This window comes from Pseudomonas sp. 7P_10.2_Bac1, assembly GCF_025465935.1.
GTDB lineage: Bacteria > Pseudomonadota > Gammaproteobacteria > Pseudomonadales > Pseudomonadaceae > Aquipseudomonas.
Window position 1 is genome coordinate 143,490 of record NZ_JANLNV010000090.1, and the last position, 19,878, is coordinate 163,367.

Below are 19,878 nucleotides of genomic sequence, written 5' to 3' on the forward strand. Positions count from 1 at the left end.
CGATCCTGAGGAAAACGGTACGGGGCGTATTGTGCATCAGTTCTGGACTGATGCATGCAGTTAGATTGAGTCCCGAGCCTAAAATTTGTGGCCCCTGCCACCTCAATTTCTCAGCATAAACGTCTCGTATTCCAGGTCATCCAATGCTCTGGACAGTTGCTGCAAGGCCACCAGCACACAGATCAGCAACGACAAGGTGAACCCGTAACCAAAGAAACTCGGGCCCATGTACAGGCTAAGTAATGTCAGGGCAGCGTTGAGCAGCACAAACATGACGCACAACTTGAGTACGATGGCGCGTTTGTCCAGATAGAAAAATACGTTCAGCAGCGCCATAAACACGACTTGGATGCTAACCCCGACCAAGTCGATATAGAACAGCGGCAAGTAGTAACTTGATATGCCCAGCCATTCCAGCAATTGCGGGGCAAACAGGAATAACAAGACCACTGTCAGCCCTTGAACCTTGCAGATTTCCAGCAATCCTTGGCGAATCGACAGAGTCATTTCGACCTTTAGCTGGCCGATGTGTTGCAAGGTCTCACCCTCACGGATCGCCCGAAACAAGCGGTCGTACCATTGGGCGAAGTCGGTTTCGATGCGCACCAAGAACACCGCCATGCCCGGAATAATCGCCAGATAGGCCAAGAAGATCGGCAAATCGTACAACACCGACGAGCGCATCGGGCCAATCACGGCGCTGGAGGTGCCGGGATTGAACCAAAAAATAAATTTATCGATCCAGATCCCCAGGTTGTAGCAAAGCCCGGTCAGCAGCAGGCTGGTGAACACTTGGCGTTTGTCGAGAAAGTCGAACGCCACCAGTGTGTCCGAACGGTATTCGCGCAGGATGTCGTAGAGGTAGATGAACAGCAGCGAACCGTGCCCCATCAGCAGCGCCAGCAGTAAACCGTTGAGCCCCATAAAGCTCAGCAAAAATGCACTCACCACCATCAACGAGTAGCCCACCAGCATCACCAGCAAAATGCGGTTATAGGCTTTCATCCCGGACAAAAAGATGATCACCAGCCACAGGTTGCACAGGGTGACGAAGTTGGCCAGCACCAGCAGTCGATAGGTCAACGGCTCATCAAACAGCGCCCATAACAACAGCGTGCCGAGAATACCCGCCGTCAGGGTGACGAGCAGCAGCACCCCGACCAGGTTGGGCAGGATGCGTGTAAATTTGCGCTCAAACAGACGATCCGACACGAAACGGGTGAAAAACAGTTGCAAGCCGCCAGTCAGGATCAGCGAGGTGGCCATCAGGTAAGTCACGCTGATCAAAAACTGCCTGACCAGCATCTCAGGCATCAACAGACTCAAGCTCAAGATGCCCACCAGCATCACACTGACAATCGATAGCACCCACGGCCCGGAGCTGATCAGCCCCGCATAGACATAGGCATGCAAGGTGGCGGTGTAGGAGTCTCGCGAGAGGATTTTGCGCAGTTCAAAACCAATGCCGGCCATTTATACCGCCTCCATCGCTGAGTGATAGAGGGCGCGATACCGCTCGAACATCAGGTGTTCTGCGTAATAGCGATGCACCCGCAGCAAGCCGCTGTGTTGTGCCGCCTGCCAGCGCTGTGGACTGCGCAACAGCCCGAGAATCGCTTGTGAGGTGGATTGCGGGTCGGCGATGGCGACCACTTCACCCGCGTGGCCCAGGTCACGGTCCTCGCTGATCCCGCCTTCGATCAACTCTCGGCATGAGCCGACGTCGCTGGTGACCACTGGAATGCCAGCCGCCCATGCCTCCAGAATCACCAGCGGCTGTGCTTCACTGATGGATGTCAGCACCATCAACCCCAACTGCGGCAAGATGTGCTGGATGTTCTGAAAACCCAGAAACAACACATTGTTTTCCAGCCCCAAGCTGGCCACCAAGCTGCGGCACTCTGCGACGTAAGCCGGGTCTTCTTCTTCCGGGCCGACGATCCAGCCTTGCACTTCGGGCATCGCGCTGACGACACCGCGCATGGCGCGGATAAAGGTTTTGACGTCTTTGATCGGCACTACTCGCCCGATCAACCCCACCACCGGCAAAATGCCCTCGGGACGCGCCTCAAGGGCAGCAGTCCATTTGGGCAGGTCAATGCCGTTGGGGATCACCTGCGTGCGTGCGGGGTTGGCGCCGTCTTTGATCTGCCGCTGACGGTTGTTGTCATACAGCGAGATGATGTTGTCGGCGTGGTCATAGACCAATCGACCTATGCGCTCGAAAAACCTGACCCACAGGACTCGCATGTACCCTGCCCCGGCTTCCAGGCTGCTGTTAAGGGCCTGCTCGCTGCTTTCGGCAATCCAACTGGCTTGCGCCAAGTCGATTTTGCGTTCCTTGGTGTAGATGCCGTGTTCGCTGAGCAAGTAACGGCAGCCCCAGCGCTGCTTGAGAATGCTGCCCAACAACCCCGCGTAGCCAGTCGAGATCGAGTGCAATACTCTCGCACGCGGCATATCACGGGCCTCTTCAGCCAGCATCAGTAGCGGTGACTGCATCGCGCGCAAGGTCCAGAAATAATTCACGAACGAAGGGTCGGCACAATGCTTGAGATAGCCTTCGGTCAAGGCCTCCCAACTGGCGCGACAGCCCAGCACGTCGGCCAGATTCAGCCGACCCTGCGCCAGGGCATCCAGCAGTTGCTCGCCCTGTGCCACGGTCGGCGGGTCGGGATGGTGCAAGAACCGGTACAGGTTGGCCAACTCCGGGGCGATATGGCTCTGTTCCCCTTTACTGCGCGGACTCGCCTGCCAGGCTTCCTCAATAAAGACTTCTTTGATGTGCACCACATTGGGCGGTATTTCGTAGTTTTTACGGGTATAGGCACTGCGTTGGCCGCCAATAAACATCACCGAAAACGTGACTTCGGGCAGCCCCAGCAACATCTGGTGAATCCAGCTCGATACGCCGCCACGCACATAGGGCCAGGTGCCTTCAAGTAACAGGCAAACATCCGCCACGGGGCTTTCGTAGTGAGCTTTTTTCATAACCAGCACCTTGCCAATTCTGCGAACGGTGGACGGCGCAACATCGGCGGCGGCAAGGCCGCCAGTCGCTGCGGTATTTCCTGGTAGCGCCCGGCGCGAAACGCAATTTCGGCATGAAACGGAATCAGCAAGGTGGCGTCGATACCAATTATTTCGGCGGTTTGAAGGTGTGTCTGCGCGCGGTTCAGATCACCCAGTTCCAAGGCAATACGCCCAGCCAGTAAATGCAGCTCACCGCCCTCGCCTTCACGTAATCCTTGTTCTGCATGATCACGGGCCTGACCCAATACGTGCTCCAGCACACTGCCTTGCGCCAGACCCAGATAGGCCAGTTCCCAATACCAGCGCGCCAGCGTGGCGTGCAGTGCCGCGCAGCCAGCAGGGCTCGCTTTGGCTAATTGCTCAAGATCGGCCTGAATCCGCTGATTGATGGTGTTCTCTTGTTTGTCGAGCATCGAGTAAGCCAGCAAGCGCACGTCATCACTTGGGTCAGCCAGTGCCAACTTAAGAATCGGGATCGCTTCTTTACCCGGCATGCGGCGAGTGCTGAGCAAGGCCGACAAACGCAGATCCGGGTCGGCGGAGTGGCGCAATACGTCCTGCAACCCGCCATCGCGGAATATCGGCGAATGTAGCGGCTGCGAACGAAAAGGCAGTTTAGGAATGCCCAGCGCTTGCCAGGCTTGTTGATCACGCGCACGTGGCAAGTACAACGCCGGGAATATCGCGCAGGCCAGACCCAGCGCGCCCACCAGTGGAATAAAGTACGCCAGCGAGAAGAGAAATAACGGACTCCAGGGCAAGGGCGTCCTGTATCGCGAAGGCAAGAGCCCCCACACTGCTGCACTGAGCATGGCACTGGCACAAGTGTGTACCAGCAGATAAAGCGCCAGGCTCTGCCCTGGTGAAAGTTGCGCCCAGAGGAGGTAACCACTGCCCGCCTCCAGCAGTAAGGCGAGGCTAAACAACCATTTGCTGATCATTGAGACCACACTCGTTGAACAGAAAGTTACGCAAGCCTTCGAGCTGACCGGCTGACTCCAGGGTGTAAGGCAGCACACGAACGCCCATTTTCTGCAGACTGTTTTCCGGCCCGAAGTGCTCATGCACCAGCGTCTGCAGCCGGGCCATGTAGCCTTGCGCACCCTCGGCACTGGTCAGAGGCAGCAGCACCAGCAGGCCATCGTTACCGCGCTGGTTACGCACGCTGTATTGCAGATCCAGCCCGCGCTGGCTGCGAGTGAAAAGGCTCAGCAGTTCCGGCTTGGGTTCGGTCAATTCAAAGAAATAGAGGCTGGCCGACAGCCCATGCTGCTGCACATCGATCCGCGAGCGTTTAAGTTGCTGAGCGAAGTGCTGAGCGTCGAAATCGGCCAGTTGCAGGCTCGATTCGTCGCTGCTCAACAGATCGGCAATGTGCCCTGCCAACAACGCCAGCAAGCTCAGAGTTCGCTCCTGAAAGGCGAAAAACGGCATTTGCCGAACTGCCATAATCGCCAATACCTTGCCTTCGGTGTCCATCAGCGGCGCGCAGACTTGCAACGAAGAGAATTCGCTTTGCTCACCGCTGTCAGTCAAGTTACTGCGCACGCTGACCAATTCTCGTCGCTCAAGGCACAGACTGATCAACGGGTCCTGGATATGCAGAGCGCCCATGACTCCGATCGTGGCCAATGCCTGGGGCAGCACGTGGCCTTGCTCCTCAACCCGGTACAGACCGGCCACCCGCAGAGAACCGTACTGGCCCAAAATAGCGAGAATGGGGTCGGCCATCGCCGCCAGCGGGTCCGCCGTGCCCTTGAGCGAGCGCAGACTCTCACGCAGGCCCAGCAAGGAGCTGCGCAGGCTTTGATCGCTGCCCGCGACCCGTTGCTCTAACCGATCATGGGACACTCGCAGCACTTGGTGGTGACGGGTGAACTCGTCGAGCCGGTACTGGCGGTAGTTGTTGGCCATTTGCAGGCGTTGCAAGCGGCGGTCCCACAGGTCACGGACTTCACCGACCACCATCGTGCAGACCAATACCCCGACAATGAACGAGGGCGCATTGTCGGCGTAGATCGCCAAACCTTGCTGGCGCAGCACGAAAAAAGCCAGGATCACCAGGCAGGCACTGGCCAGCCCGCGAATGAAGCCGTAGCGCACGCTGATCAGCAGCGGTGCAAGCACCGGCCATGGAAAGTCACCGCGTACTTGCAGTGGATCGTCCGGCGTCAGCCAAACACCCGAGCCAATCGCCAGTACGCTGACCAACAGGGTTTCAAGCCATGAAGCCGGGCCACTGGCACGCGGAGCCAGGCTGTAATCCATATGTGGCGAATTCATCACAGTTGCTCGAGCCGAAGGCCACCGACCAATTTGTTCAGCACTTTTTGCGCAGAACCTGCCAGGCTTTCGCGGGACCACCCAGCACGGGCGCCACTCTTGCTCCATAGCACTCGACCCGTCGCCGGCTCTATCACGCGCAAGCTGATGCCGACTGCGGGTTCGCCGTCCAGCCCATTTTTGTACTGCCACTCTTCAACGCTGCCGGCCACCACATAGTCGAGTTTTTGCTGACGTGCCCATTCCAGCGCTGCGCTCAGGCGTTCGCTGTCATCGAGCAGCGCTTGTTCGCCCTGTGTACTGACCGGGTACACCTGCGGCTGCAAGCCGTTGCTGCTCAAGACGCTGAGCAGGATCTGTTCACTGCGCTCCCCGGCTTGCGGGGTTTGCGAATAATTGACCATCGGCACCAGCCCCCACTGCGCGGTACGTGGCAAGGCCGGGCTGTTTTTCCCAGTGAAACTGCTGCACCCGGCCACGAGCAATACGCTCAATAACAGGGTCAGACTACGGATTGTTTGCATAGTATTTCTCCATGTTGTGATTGGTTGGTCAGCGTCCAAAACGCAAGCCATAGCTCACGCCTAAAGTGCCACCTGAACCGGCGCCGCCTTGCGGTGCCGATTGATACCCGACCTTCACAGCCAACTCATCACCGCCGAGTACTTGCATCCCAATGCCGGTGTCGACACTGTAATTGAAGGTTTTATCTACCCACTGCCAGCCAGTAGTGATGTCCACCAGCCAGGTGTATTGAGGGCGTGTGCGGTTCAAGGCGCCGGGAAAGCCGCGTCGCCATGTATTACCGATGTAGACCTGGCCATAGCGCTCTTGCAGCACGTCGCGGGCGGTCAGCGATGTGCTCAACTCTTCATCGTTATCGCCCAGCACCTGTCCAACTTTGACCGGCCCGCCATTAATCGTTGAGAGGTCATCCAGAGTGCGGTTGCCAAGCGAATTGCGCTGGTAATCCACCCCGCCACGCACCACCCAGTTAGGCCCTTCGAATTCAAGGGTGTGGGCAACCTCCACTTTGAATTCCTGGCCACTGCCCATTGAGTCACCCAAACGGGTCGAGAAGCGGTTTTGCGCCAGACTCCACGACAATTGATCACGGGCAGAGAACCCGTGCTGCCCTTTGAGCCACACGCCGTCGTGCTGGCCCAAGGCTCGCATCAAGCCGGTGTCGTCGCTCTGGCGATGCCAATCCAACCCGGTCTGAATTTCATCGGTGGCGCTCAGTTGCCAGGCGCGGCTCAAGCCAAATCCGTTGCGGTCATGGTCTTTGCGGTTGCTGATATCGGCAATCAAGCGGTAGCTGCCATCAACCAATTGACGTTGCAACGTCAGCAGTGCATTGCGCTCCTGGCCCAGTACCGAGGAGTCAAGCTCACGGCTGTCGTAGCGGCCCTGCCCCAGCACCAGGCTGGCGTACCACTCATCGTTGAGGTTGCGCGCCACGGTCAGTTGCGGTGACGAGAAATCCAGCCCGCCATAGTTTTTCCGCTCCCATCCCAATTGGATGCCCTGAGGCTTGCGCTCCAGCATTTCGACGGCTTGACGGCGTAGTTGCTCGCGAATGCCCACTGGCTGTTCGTCGCCCAACGCCGTCAGGCTAACGCCCAGGGCGCGACCGTCTTGCCCAAGCTGATTAAGCGCTTCAACCTGCTGCGCCGGGTCGAGTTCAGCATTGGCCAGCATTTGCTGCAGCATGGCGCTATTGCGATTGCGCAAGGCTTCTTGAATCAGCTCGAAGCGATCCACTTTCAAGCCCTTATAGCGCGCCCAATTCAGCCAATCATTTTTCTGAACGGCCTGATTGGTGTCATCCAGTTGCGCCAGCAAACGCTCAAACCACAGTTGCAACATTGCCATCGAACCGTCTTGCCACTTCAGGGCCTGGTGTTTTGCCTTGCGCGGTGAATAGCTGCTGGCCAGCAGCCGCAGCCAGGTCGTGAAACGTGCAGAAGATTCAACGCCGAGTTGCAGATCAGCCGTCCCCATCAGTTTCAAGCGCAGGCGTTGCGCAGAATCCCGGTAATCCGCAGCCTCCAATGCATCGGCGTAGCTGGCTTGCACCAGCCAGTCATTTGGATTGGCTTTGAGGTACATCCGATACCAGGCCAACGCTTCAGCGCTTAGGCCGACCATTTGGCTGGCAGCGGCAAATGGCAACCAGAGTTGACTGTCGCTACGGGCCGCGGCTTTCCATTGCTGCAACAACGGTGTCAGCTGGGCCGTATCCCCCTGATCGACGTACAGCCATAGCAAACGCTCGCGGAACATGGAGTTGCCGTGAAAATTTGCCAGACCCTGTTTGTACAGACGTTCAGCTTCAGCAAACTGGCCTTGCTGCGCCGCCAGTGCGCCCCGCGCTGCCAGCACTTCTCGCTGGGCGTAGACCGGTGACCAGGCTTGGGCGCTGTTAAGCAAACGCGCGACCAGCCCCCAGTCTTGAAGTTCTTGCGCCAGTTGCAAAGCCACGACCAGATGTTGTGGGTTGTGAGTGCGCTCCCAGCTCGTGACCATCATGGCCAGCGCTTTTTCGGGCTCCCGCTTGCTATACAAAGTGAACAGTTGCTCTTCATCGGAGCGACTTAGTTTGCCGTTGATCGCCAACAGTCGCTCCAGCGCAGGCTGCAACTCATCATCGCGCTCAAGCTCCCAAGCCAGCGCTGCACGCATTTCCCAATAACTCGGGTCGTCTATCGTCTTGTTGGGAATGTCCAGCGCCTGCCACGCACCCTGGGTGTCGAAGAACTTCAAGTGGACGCTGGCTTGATCGACACGCTCGCTGACGGTCAGTGGAAAATGCCGAGACATGGCTTGCAGCACCTTGGCTTTAGCCGGGAACTGCTCGGTGTTTTCAAGGTTTTGGCTCAGCCGCATCCAGGCCAGGCGTTGTTTGGGGTACTTTTTCAAACTGGCGCGCAACCATGCCTCGGCTTGCTGCGGCGTGCCGCGCTGTTCATGGGCGAAGACCAGCGCGTCTAGCTCGGCATCGGTCAGCGCGCGCTGATCCAGAATGCTGGCCAGCAACGGTATGCCGTGATCAAAGTCAAATAGCTGAATCGACAGACGCCAGGCATGCTCATGAGCTGCAGGGTCGTCACGCAGCTTGAGGTACGCCATCCAGTAATCCAGCGCCTGATAGGTTTCGCCTTGCCACTCGCCCAGACGCGCCATCTGCTGCAAGTAATCGGCATTGTCAGGTTGGGCGTGCAGGATTTCTTGACCGACTGACCAGGCACCATCCTGATCACCCAAGAACAAACGAAACGTGAACTCCTTGTGCAGCGCTTGCAGATTACCCGGCTCCAACGTGCGCCATTGCTGGATCAAGGTCTCTGCCTCTGCCACCTGCTTGTGGGCAACGGCGGTTTCTACGCCTTTTTCCAACCAGGCAGGATCGGTGGCCGGGTCATTTAATTGCGCCACTTTTTGGGCCAATAACGCAGAAGCTTCGGCGCCGCGATCAGCCGCCAGCAAGGTGTCGAATGCCATACGCAGATGGTGTTTGTGTTCTTCAGGAGTTTGACTGGCGGCTTCCAGTTGCAAATAGATATCGGCGGCATGCCCCGGCCGCTCGCCGGCCAGCGCCCATTTGCCCGCCTCACTCAGCCAAGTCAAGCGCTGTGCAGGGTCACGGACCGCCAACTCTTCGTAGCTGTGTGCGGCCAATATCGGGGCTTGCAGCAGCAACGCCAACAGGGCCATTCGCTGCAGCGCAGGCACCGGCAGTTGAGTGCGGTCCAGCGCAGCCAAACGCTCGACCAACGGCGCGCGATCGGTGTCGGTGGCCGTTTCCGGCAGCTCCAGTGCATCCAGTTGCAACGCGTATAACGCGGCCACCGTGGCCTGGGGTTTGGGCCACTCGTTCAAGTGCTGACGCGCACGCGGGTATTCACCCAGGGTGATCAACAAGTCCAGCAGCTTGATCCGTAGCACGTCATCTTGCGGGTGGGCGGTAAGCAATAACTCGGCGTAGTTGGCAGACACCGCATCGGGCTGGCCGCCATCAGGCTCAAAAACGTTCTCTTTGTTGAACGTCATCCATAACAAACCGCCCACCGCAGCCACCACCACGACCAGCGTCCAGGGGTTGAGCAGCCGGGCTTTATCAGTTGCAGAGGAGTTGCGCATCACTCACCTGCTTCATAGGTAGTTTGAATGACCACAGCCCCTTGTTCGGGGTGCCTACAAAACGCTGCCCCTTGACTTCAAGGCGGCACGGCCCGGTGGCACGCACCGAAAACCGGATATCAAATTCACCGGCAAAGGCAAACGCCACGCGCCGATCGTCGAGGTATCGCCATTGCTGCAACGGCACATTGGCCTGCTCCAGCGCCGGGCGCGGGTCACGATCCGGACGCAAAGCGAGCAACGCGTGATCACTGCTCAAATGCACATAACGGCCTTGGGGTAGATCGCGCACACCGGCCACTCCTTGGGAGCGACTGAGGTCGGGCCAGCCCATTTGCGGATCAATGCGCAAAGTGCGCAACGCGTTCAAGCCGCGGACCTGCCAGTTACCATCGACGGTGCGGGCCAGGCTGGACTCATACAAACCGCGTACACGGGGCAGGTAATCGCTCATCCACAGCGAGATCGACTGCTGCTTGATCATGTAGGCGTAAATGTCATTCATCACCTTGATCGAAGCCTGCTTGGTGCCGGAATAGAAGTGGTAATACAGATGCAAGCCACGCAGGCGTCGCGGGTTGTCGGTCAGTTCAAAGGTGTCGATCACATCGCGAAAACCGTAGTACGGCCCCCTCCAGAGGTTGGTGTACATGTTCTCGTTGATGATTGGCGCATAAATTTGCAAGCCGCCTTCGGTGGGGCGCAGCAAGGGTGAAAGCCCGGTCAGCGACGGGTTGGCGTGGGTAATGATGGTGGTGCCACCGTTGACATTCTGAAGGCCCGCTTCATAAGCGATTTTGATCGTGGCGGCATCTGGCAAGGCGTCACCGGGCCAGAAAATCATCTTCACCGGCTTTTGCGGGGTAGTCAGTTTGTTGTTGATGTAATCCCGCGAACCGACTACCTCGCGGTAAAAGTCGATCTTGTTGTAACCCGGGATCCTGATATTCAACCCGTACTCGGCGCTAAAACCTTCTTGGTGGCTGGATTTCTCTGGCTGCAAAAAAAACGGATGGCTGTATGTGTGGGTGGCAACCTCTACTTTGGAGTCGGCAAAAATGCTGCGGGCAATTGGCTCCAGCTCTTTGGCCAAGAAGGGAAACATGCCACGCGCCGAGATTTCGCCTTCAATGATCGAGACCGAGGTCAAAAATGGATAGGGCTTGATAAACAGATCATGTACCGCTTGACCGGCATAAGGCGTGCCGCGCACCTCGGCGCGTGACGGGAAGCCATCGCCATCCAGGTGCACGGTAGCGATGCGGCGGCCGTTTTCGGTGGTGACGTCAGGATGAGGCTGCAGCGGCAGGCGCAATGCACGCTGCACAAAGGCGAACGGGTCAATGATCCAGCGGTTTTTTTCGCCATTGGACTCGACCAGATAAGGATTGAGCGCAATCCCTCCCCACTGGCCAATTGCAACCTGTACGTATTGATCGCCTTTGGCATTGGCAACGACCAACGCCGGTTTCGGGCCTTCGGGCAACACCATCAGCGGCGTCAGCCCGCGTGAACGCAGGGCCAATGGCGCTTCGAAACTGCCGACTAAAGATTTGTCCTGAGACACCAGAGTCAAGGGTGTCGGCCCACTGAAGGGGCTGGTACGCAAGCCCAGACGCTTCAACAACACTGGGTTTTCAATGGGCATGCCGTCGAAGAATGCCAGCGGCACGTTTTCATCCAGTCGCTGGCTGACCCAGCGATTGAAGCGCTGATCATCTTGCGGCGCACCAGAACTCATCCAACTGACCACACCCGCATACAAACCGCTGAAGTGGTAAGACGGCAGCGGCTGGTCAACCGCAAAGTAATCAATCCGGTAGCCCAGGTATTCAATCAAGCCGCCAAGCATGACGTGACCGGAGTTGGCCGTCAGATCGCCCTCACGCGGGTCATAGAGCATGGCGATACGCCGAGGCTGCACTTCAACAGTGCTGATGCCCAGATAATCAAGATCCGGGGTAGTTACAAAAGGGATATAGCCTTCGGCGCGCAATTGCAGCGCCAGTTTTTTAGCCTGTTCGCGTTGACTCGGCGGCAGGTAATCAATCGCCACTATTGGTACGCCTTTTTCACGCAAAGGCTGTACGTGAATCTTAAGCCAGTCACGATCGGCTTGCGGCACCGGACGGTAGCGTTTGGCGCCCGCATCCCAACCGGCATGAATCGACTCAACGGCCACAGCGGCGGGAACGCCATCAACTTCAGTTAACACTTCAAAGCCGCGATTGAAGAACAACTTTAATGCTGGCTCGCGCTGGTGAAGTTCGCGCAGAAAGCTGGCCAATGCAGTACGCTGACCTGGCCTCTCAGACTCTTTCAACAAATTAAAACTATCTAATGTATCGAGAAAAAGCCCCGCATAGCCCTGCACTTTCAACTCATGGGCGCGCGTGAACAAATAATCGCGCCATTGTGGTGAAGACAAGTCCATGACCTGGCTGCCCCATGACTTGTTCCTCTTTGCACTGGAAGCTTTATCTAAAGAAAGTTCGGTTAGCGCGTCTTGGTCGCCATCGAACTCGCCCACCGAAAGATAAGCAAAAGGCAGACTACCTAGTTTGCGAATCTGCTGTACATCGGCGGTCGACATATGACCGGGCTCGACCACGACCCAATCAAACTGCGCCAGTTCCTGCAGAGGTGGATCGTCGGCATACCAGAACCCGACACTATTGGGCGCAGGCACTGCGGCGTGGCTTGCAGTGCCGGTGAAGAAAAACGAAATCGCGGCAAACAGACGCAAGGCGACGTTACAGACTCGCTTACTTAGAAGTGGATGCTCCATAAAATATGCTTGACCTTAATGACCTGAGATGAGGCAGCTATCGCAGTAGAATCCACGCGTAGAGACTCACTCATTTTTTATGGCTTAAGCCGATTAACTAAGAGTGGTGCAGAGGCGATCATGTAACTCATGGGCGCATACTTCTTTAAGAAAATCAGTACGCTTATGCCGAAATTGCCTGAACTACATACTCCCTACCTATTCGACCCTCTGATTGATTAATTGAGATTAGTTGCGTATCAGTACAGTTCGTAAGCACATGAATTTTTAAGAGTTCGAACTAGATACGTCCAATTTGTTTTTTCAAGTGGCGCTCTAAATAATGACGTTTTATTGGCGCCCAAATATCAATCGATGATGGCGCACATCTGCTGCGCAGCCTGTTAGGTCAGGCACAGCGCTATCGGCATGCCGGCGTCACACGTGATGACATGGCGGCGAACAACGCTCATGCCATTGCGGCCATCGAGAAAATGGGTTTGCCCCCGATGGACATCCTGGAGGGGCATCGCCGCTCCCAGTTCGCGCCGCCAATCACTCGCCGGGGTGCGGTGGCAGTGGATGACGCCGACGCGTTGGCAGAGGACATGGGCACGCCGTCTGCGACAGTGAATGAGCCGGAGGACGAAGCATGAATCCGATGATCCCTGCTCAACCAATGCCCTTCGCGTTGACACCGGATGCCTATCGACAGCTCGAACACGCAGCCTCCCTAAAAGGCCTTTTAAAACCTTTTAAGGGTAAGGGGGAGTTGGAGCAACCTGGCGCAGGTGGCGAGGACAATCGAGGCGCAGTTATGTCGCCTGATGGAGGCTGTGGTGCAGCAGGCCGGACAATGACGAGCCACGGCGTTTGCTGCGGCTGAATGTGTACTTCGACAATCCCGTGCCACGCGAGGGCAGCTATGAAGATCGACGTGGCTATTGGGCACCGGTGGAGCTTTGGCACCGCGAGGCTGAACACTGGAGCACGCTGTATCAGAAAGGCATGCGTGTGTTGGTCGAAGATCGTACCGTGCACGATGAGTGGGAGGACAGCGAAGACAATGCGCGGGTGACGTTCAAGATCGAGGCCCGTCGGGTCGGTATCCTGCCTCACCGCGTGCACAGCGTGATCATGCGGGAACGATCCGGTGAACCGGCGGTCTCTCAAAATACAGAGCAGGCCGGTTTACCTGCATCGAAACCCAAGAAACGCAGAGGGCAATCACCTGCGGATTGACAGACTTCAGGCATAAAAAATGCGCCTTTGCGCGAAGTTGCTGGCCTGTTATTACTCGCTGCTCGTGAAGATCCACACTGTCGTCTATGTTTAAGCGTGGTAGCAGCCTCGGACCATTTAAACCTGCCCTCACCGACTATTGTGAGGAACCTGAAATTCAGGTTTCTCATATCTCGTCACTGCTGTTTCCAACAACGCTGTTCCGAGCCCAGTCCGGAGCAGTTTCATGCGCCTCTTCCACTGCGAGAAACCTTCCCAAGGTCGAGACATTACCAAGGTGCTGGGAGCCACCCGGCGCGGTGATAGTTGCCTGATCGGCACCGACTCAACCGTCACTTGATGTATTGGCCATCTGCTGCAGACGGCCCCACCTGAAGCCTATGGCATTCGGTACAAGAACTGGTCGTTGGATTATCTACCGATCATTCCCGAGCAGTGGAAGGTCGAGGTCAAACCCAAGACTGCAACACAGTTCAACGTCATCACGTGCCTGCTCAAAGAAGCCTCCAGTGTTGTCATCGCAACCGACGCCGACCGCGAAGGTGAAATGATTGCCCACGAGCTGTTGGAGCTCTGCCACTATCGGGGCCCGTTCAGCGCCTCTGGTTGTCCGCCCTCAACGAGGCGTCGATTCGCAAAGCACTGTCCTCGCTGAAATCTGGCCAGGAGACTTTCCCGCTCTATCACTCAGCCTTCGCCCGCAACCGTGCCGACTGGCTGATCGGTATGAACCTGAGTCGTTTGTTTACCCTCCTTGGCCGGCAGGCGGGCTACGACGGCGTATTGCCAGTTGGACGCGTCCAGACACCCACTTTACGTCTGATGGTCGATCGGGATCGTGCGATTGCCCGCTTTGTTCCGGTATCCGTCAGATCAGCAGTGCATCTGCCTATGTGTCAAACGAAGTCAGAACTCTCAGACACAACTCTTTTTAGGAGGCGCTAGCACCGAATGATTTGCTCCTCCCTCCATTCTTGAGAATCGACGGATTGATCCCGAACTGCTTGCGAAACGCCGTCGCAAAATGGCTGGCATTGGCATACCCCAGATCCGAGGCGATACGCATCACCGATTCATCACCGGTCAACAATCGGCAGCGGGCCTGGGTCATGCGCGCATGCTGGAATACCCCGTAGACGCTGTTCAAGAACAACTGGCGGAAACCCCGGGTCAGCTTGGGTTGACTCATCCCAGCCTCCCGGGCCAGTTCCGACAGGCTCGGAGCCTTGCCCAAGTCTTCCAGCAGCCGCTCCCGGGCACGCACCAGACGCTGACGGTCGGCGCGACTAACGCTACACGTACACTCCACCTCCCGGCGCGCTTCGAGAAACAAGCTAACCAGGGTCACACTCTGCCCATACAGCCACAAGCTGCTACGGGGCTGCACCACAGACGTACTGGGGACTCTGTCCATTGCATTGCCTAGCATATGAGCCGTCGCGGTCATTTCAACGCTGCGGTGGCCATCGAGGAAACAATGATCGCAGGCCAGCGCCTTGCGCAGGGTCGGATCAATCTCCAACTCCCACTGCACCAACACCTCGGGACGGATCATGACGGTGATGTTATCGATCTCACCGTGCTGGTGATAAAGGCCGTGGCGGCAACGACCAAAACTGATGTTGCCGGAGCCCTCGTCAATGGTGTAGCACCGTTGGCGGCGCCCGTCATTGAAACTGCAGGTCGCCTTGCCCTTGAGCAGATTGGTAAAGCTGAAATGAATGCGCTCGCTATCGTCGTGCAGCGGCATATCCATCGGCTGCTCGAACGTGCTTTGCCAGCGCACGATGTCCAGCCCGTCCTGCAGTGTCACTCGGGTCACCCGACACTGAGTGCCCGGCCCTAACTCGCTCCCGTAACCATCCGCAATAATGCGCGAGACCGGCATTGATTCCCTTGCCCTCTCATGAACGGCTGACATCTTGAATCTCCTTGCTGACCGGATACGGCTCGAATCAGATCACATTGGGGCGGATTTACGCAATTGATAATTATTAGCATTTGTAGCGCCATATTTGCTCCGCCAAATCGCCGCTGCCTCCCCGCAACGCGCGCCTATCAGAATCCTCAGTCAAGGTCCCATCATGTCTGCACGACGCAACACGACGGCTACCCGCCAATCTTGCTATAAACGTAATATTATAACAATTTCTTTGAGTTGGGCATTGGCCAATTCGACGCTCGCCGCCACCAGCGACCCCATGCAACTGCCGACTTCGACGGTGACCGCACGCATGGAGCAGGAAGACCCCAAGGAGTTGCCCATCAGCCTCAGCGTGATCAGTGGCGAGCAACTGCGTACTCAGCGCCTCGACACACTGGAAAGTGCCCTACGCAATACGCCCGGGGTCAACGTAAACTCATCCGGAGGGCCGAATGACTTCAATGTGCTGATCCGTGGCGTCGGTTCGCTGTACCAGATGTCGATGGATGACAGCTCGGTGGCGTTCAATATCGATGGCGTGCCGGTGTCGTCACGCAGCCTCGGTTTCGGCACTCTCGACGTCGACCGCATCGAAGTGCTCAAGGGTCCCCAGGGCACATTATCCGGGGCGATTGGCCAAGCGGGGGCGGTGAACATCACCACCCGCCAACCGACCCGCGAGCTGGAAGGTTATGTGCGCGGCGAAATAGGCCAGGAAGGCCAGTTCCTCACCGAAGGCGCCATCGGCGGGCCACTCAGTGACAGCCTCAGCGGACGCCTGGCGGTACGCCGTGCCGGTTACGACAGCTGGATCGACAACGACCAGACTAACCACCCCATCAACAAGCCGCGCAATGAAGCCTACCGTGGCAGCCTGCTCTGGGACCTCAACGATGACACCCACGTGCTGGTCAGCGCCGAACGACAGAAAACCAAACGCGCCACCAACTCCCTGGTACTGCGCCCCTACGGCAGCGACCCTAGCCTGGACTTGACCCCCGGCCTGTTCGACGACAACTACAAGACCACCGAGCGCTACACCCTCAAGGTCGATCACGATTTCGCCAACAGTCGCCTGACGTCCACCACCGCCACCTCCACTGCCGACTTCGAAGGCCTGATCGCCTACGACAGCAAACTGATGGGCGCCCTGTACGGCACTCCCAGCGAATTCTGGGTAGTGGACAAATCTTTCGAGCGCAGTTGGAGCCAGGACCTGCACCTGAGTTCGCTGCCCGACTCCGAGGTGTTCTGGGTCGCGGGCGTGGCCGCCAGCCGCAACGAGCGCAGCTACGACACCCCGCGCAACACCTACGGTACCTCCGGCGCCAAATTCCGCGACTTCACCACCACCACCTACGCAGGATACGGCGAAATCACCTTCCCCCTCACCGAGCGCCTGAAACTCACCACTGGCTACCGCCATTCCTGGGATCGCAAAACCTACGACGGCCAATACTTCTCAGGCGCCAGCGCGGTGCAAGACTCGCGCAAGCTGACCGACCACTACAGCACCGGCCGCGCCGCGCTGAGCTATGCCCTCACTGCGCAAACCAACGTCTACGTGCAACTGGCACGGGGGTATAAATCCGGTGGGTTCAATGATTATGCATCGCAGGTCAGCGACAGCGAACCCTACAAGGCAGCCGTCAGCAAAGCGGCCGAACTGGGCTTCAAAAGTGAAACCGAGGATCGTCGCGGCAGCTTGAACGGTGCGTTATTCTTCACCCGCGTGCACGACGATCACCTGTTGGGCTACGACGCCGCGACCTTCGCCACCAATGCCTTCAACGCCGACACCCGCACCCGTGGCGCCGAACTGGAAGGCACCTGGCGCTTCGACTACGGCCTGACCCTGGCCGCCAGCGCCACTTACCTTGACGCGAAGATCACCAGTGGCGTGCAGGGCATCCAGGCCGGTGATGTCGTCGCTGGTAACACCACCCCGGACGTTCCGCGCTGGAGCGGCAACTTCAACGCAACCTGGAAACACCCGCTGGGCACGGTCGCCAGCCTGGGCGAAACCACCCTCAACACCAGCCTCAACTACCACCTAGTGGGCGAGCGTGCAGCCGACCCGCAGAACCACTTCAACCTGGACAACTACGAGAAACTCGACCTGCGCGCAGGCCTGGAAAGCAAATTCGGCGAAGTGTATGTCTTCGCCGACAACCTACTGAACCAGACCTACGACACCTATGGTTTCTACAGCGACCCGGTGGCCTACGGTGCTCCCGCACGCCGGCGCACCTTGGGGGTAGGCTACACCTATCAATTCTGAATGCATGTGATCGGGCCTGGGGAATACTCAAAACGAGTAGCTGTACCCCACGCCCGCCGAGCGCCCGCGAGCCGGCATGCCGGTCAGCACCTGATCAGTAGAGTACGAGCCGTACAGGTCATAGCGCGCATCCAGCAGGTTATCGCCCCACAGGTAGACTTCCGAACCACCGCTTTCCAGGCCCAGGTGCAGATCCAGCTTGGCGTAGCCCTTGAGGTCATAGTGATTCTGCGGATCGGCCGGACGGTTTTTCTGCAGTCGGTAATTGAGCAAGGTATTCAGGCGTGGCGCTGGCAGCCCCAGCAACGAACCCAGGTTTTTCTGCCAGGCTACGCTGAAATTGCCACTCCACAACGGCACGTCCGGCACCCGGCTGCCTGCTGCCACATCACCGCCGGACACGCCTGGCGCATCCGAGGTAACTACCGCATTGGTGTAGCTCACGGCACTGCCCAGGGTCAGTTCTTCGGTGACGTGCCAGGTGCTCGACAGCTCGGCGCCCTTGCTGCGGGTATCGGCATTCACCGCGCTGACCGCCAGGGTGTTGAAGTCATAACCGAGCAAGTGGTCATCCTGTACACGGGTCATGAACAGCGCCCCTTCCAGGCTCAGCGCACCGTCGGCGCTTTCATGCTTGAAGCCGAGTTCGGCGGAATTCACCTTGGCCGCCTTGTAGGGCTCGCTGTCCTTGATCGATGTGGCGTAATCGTTGAACCCTGACGACTTGTAGCCCCGCGACAACACCGCATACACATTGGTCTGTGGCGTCAACGCGTAGTTCAACGCCACGCGCCCGGTGCTGTAGTTGTCCTGCAATCGCCGACTGTCACTGACCACATTGCCGCCACTTGAATAGTCGGCGCCATAGGTCTTGCGGTCCCAGGTGTGGCGCAGGCCGGTGGTGAGTTTCCAATCTTCGGCAATCGGGTACGTTACCTCACCATAGGCGGCATAACTGTTGGTGCTGAAATCACGCATCTGTTGCGCGCCGCTGGTGAAGTTGTCGGAGTCGAAACTGCGCTCGGAGCGCGACAGGTTCACCCCAGTCACCCAGAACACATCGGCATCCGCCAGGGAACCCAGGCGCAGGTCCTGGCTCCATACCCGCTCGTGGGCCGAGTCTTCGATCAGGTACTCGAACGGTGAGCCGTACAACGCGCGGGTGATGTTGCGATCGTAACCCTTGACCGCATTGAAATCTGTGCTGGTGTAGGCGCTGATCGAGGTAATCCGCGATTGCGCCAAGTCATGGTTGAGCTCGAAGGAATAGCGTTCGTTGGTCTTCTGGTTGCCATCGAACGTGCCAGGCGCGTAGTCCAGGCTGGGGCGGTTGCCAAACGGACGCAGAATCTCCAGGCCGGCGTAGTGTTCGGCACGTTGGCGCTCGGCAGTCAGCAGGCCCGTGGTGCCCTGGTCGTTGTCCCACAGCAGGCTGCCACGCAGAGCCAGGTCGCGAGGTTTGGTCAGCGGATCGCCGTCCTGCTGGTCATCGACCCAGTTATCAAAGCCGCTGCGGCGCACGGCGATACGCCCCGCCAGGGAATCCGTCAACGGCCCGCCCAGGGCACCTTCGGTCATGAACTGGCCCTGGTTGCCGACCTCGCCACGCACATAGCCTTCCAGCTCGCGGGTCGGCTTGCGCGTGGTGACGTTGATCGCCCCCGCCTCGCTGTTGCGCCCCAGCAGCGTGCCTTGGGGGCCCTTGAGCACCTCCACCTGCTGCACGTCGAGGGTGGCCATCGCCGCGTTGCGCACCGACATCGGCACCCCGTCCACATTCAACACCACCGAGCCGTCATCCATGCTCATCTGGTTCAGCGAACCGACGCCACGGATACGCACGTTGGCGTCATTGGCGCCGCCCCAGGAGTTCACGTCCACCCCAGGCGTGGTGCGTAATGCATCCTCCAGAGTGCGCAAACGCCGGGTCTCTAGGGCTTTCCCGTCGATCACCGACAGGCCGAAGGGGATGTCCTTGGCGCTTTCCTGGTTCAACCGGGCGCTGACTGTCAGCGGTGCCAATTCGATGGTGTTCGGATTGGCCGCCGGTTGATAGTCAGCAGCATAGGCCGTACACATCTGGCTGGACAAGGTCAGCGCCATCGCTTGGGTCAATATATTGGCCCGCCAGCCAAGGGGGCGGCGCAGCGGCTGGATAAACAGTACAGATGACATGGCAAGCTCCAAAAAACAGGGATGGTTCGA

General features: G+C 58.1%; 10 protein-coding genes and 4 pseudogenes. 5 read left to right on the plus strand and 9 right to left on the minus strand.

The features are described 5' to 3' along the window. Positions 1-102 precede the first annotated feature (102 nt). From pelG to NTD86_RS22025, 7 genes are read right to left on the minus strand one after another with little or no spacing between them, the layout of a single operon-like run. The gene (gene pelG / locus NTD86_RS21995) at positions 103-1,473 is read right to left on the minus strand and encodes an exopolysaccharide Pel transporter PelG (protein WP_262205426.1); all 1,371 of its coding nucleotides are present in this window, start codon (positions 1,471-1,473) and stop codon (positions 103-105) included. Further along, positions 1,474-2,991 (minus strand): GT4 family glycosyltransferase PelF, encoded by a 1,518-nt coding sequence (gene pelF / locus NTD86_RS22000; protein ID WP_262205428.1) that lies wholly within the window; start codon positions 2,989-2,991, stop codon positions 1,474-1,476. Continuing rightward, entirely contained in the window at positions 2,988-3,974 is a 987-nt protein-coding gene (locus tag NTD86_RS22005; RefSeq protein ID WP_262205430.1) for a HEAT repeat domain-containing protein, read from the minus strand. The genes pelF and NTD86_RS22005 overlap by 4 nt, the downstream gene beginning before the upstream one ends. Further along, the gene (locus NTD86_RS22010; protein ID WP_262205432.1) at positions 3,952-5,316 is read right to left on the minus strand and encodes a PelD GGDEF domain-containing protein; all 1,365 of its coding nucleotides are present in this window, start codon (positions 5,314-5,316) and stop codon (positions 3,952-3,954) included. Before NTD86_RS22010 ends, NTD86_RS22005 begins: the two co-directional genes overlap by 23 nt. After that, the gene (locus NTD86_RS22015; protein WP_262205434.1) at positions 5,316-5,840 is read right to left on the minus strand and encodes a penicillin-binding protein activator LpoB; all 525 of its coding nucleotides are present in this window, start codon (positions 5,838-5,840) and stop codon (positions 5,316-5,318) included. The genes NTD86_RS22010 and NTD86_RS22015 overlap by 1 nt, the downstream gene beginning before the upstream one ends. A gap of 28 nt (positions 5,841-5,868) precedes the next feature. Then, a complete protein-coding gene (locus tag NTD86_RS22020; RefSeq protein ID WP_262205436.1) occupies positions 5,869-9,459 on the minus strand; it encodes a tetratricopeptide repeat protein in 3,591 nt (1,196 codons plus the stop codon). Then, positions 9,437-12,247, minus strand: coding sequence for a bifunctional glycoside hydrolase 114/ polysaccharide deacetylase family protein (locus tag NTD86_RS22025; RefSeq protein ID WP_262205438.1), 2,811 nt, complete (start codon positions 12,245-12,247; stop codon positions 9,437-9,439). The genes NTD86_RS22020 and NTD86_RS22025 overlap by 23 nt, the downstream gene beginning before the upstream one ends. Positions 12,248-12,597: 350 nt before the next feature. Between NTD86_RS22025 and NTD86_RS22030 the strand changes: the two are divergent. The 4 pseudogenes from NTD86_RS22030 to NTD86_RS22045 all read left to right on the plus strand — a co-directional run. Beyond that, positions 12,598-12,882 (plus strand): annotated as a pseudogene (locus NTD86_RS22030) (AcaB family transcriptional regulator); the annotation flags it as partial. Continuing rightward, positions 12,879-13,083, plus strand: a pseudogene (locus tag NTD86_RS22035) (DUF3158 family protein); the annotation flags it as partial. The pseudogenes NTD86_RS22030 and NTD86_RS22035, both read left to right, overlap by 4 nt. Continuing rightward, positions 13,082-13,468, plus strand: a pseudogene (locus tag NTD86_RS22040) (single-stranded DNA-binding protein); the annotation flags it as partial. The pseudogenes NTD86_RS22035 and NTD86_RS22040, both read left to right, overlap by 2 nt. A gap of 226 nt (positions 13,469-13,694) precedes the next feature. Continuing rightward, positions 13,695-14,332 (plus strand): annotated as a pseudogene (locus NTD86_RS22045) (DNA topoisomerase); the annotation flags it as partial. Positions 14,333-14,399: 67 nt separating this feature from the next. Here the strand turns inward: NTD86_RS22045 and NTD86_RS22050 are convergent. Beyond that, positions 14,400-15,389, minus strand: coding sequence for a helix-turn-helix domain-containing protein (locus NTD86_RS22050; RefSeq protein ID WP_262205440.1), 990 nt, complete (start codon positions 15,387-15,389; stop codon positions 14,400-14,402). 244 nt (positions 15,390-15,633) lie between these two features. Between NTD86_RS22050 and NTD86_RS22055 the strand changes: the two genes are divergently transcribed. Beyond that, positions 15,634-17,673, plus strand: coding sequence for a TonB-dependent receptor (locus NTD86_RS22055; RefSeq protein ID WP_262205441.1), 2,040 nt, complete (start codon positions 15,634-15,636; stop codon positions 17,671-17,673). A 27-nt stretch (positions 17,674-17,700) separates the two neighbouring features. Here NTD86_RS22055 and NTD86_RS22060 read toward each other — a convergent pair whose 3' ends face one another. Continuing rightward, the gene (locus tag NTD86_RS22060) at positions 17,701-19,848 is read right to left on the minus strand and encodes a TonB-dependent receptor (RefSeq protein ID WP_262205443.1); all 2,148 of its coding nucleotides are present in this window, start codon (positions 19,846-19,848) and stop codon (positions 17,701-17,703) included. Positions 19,849-19,878: the final 30 nt, after the last annotated feature.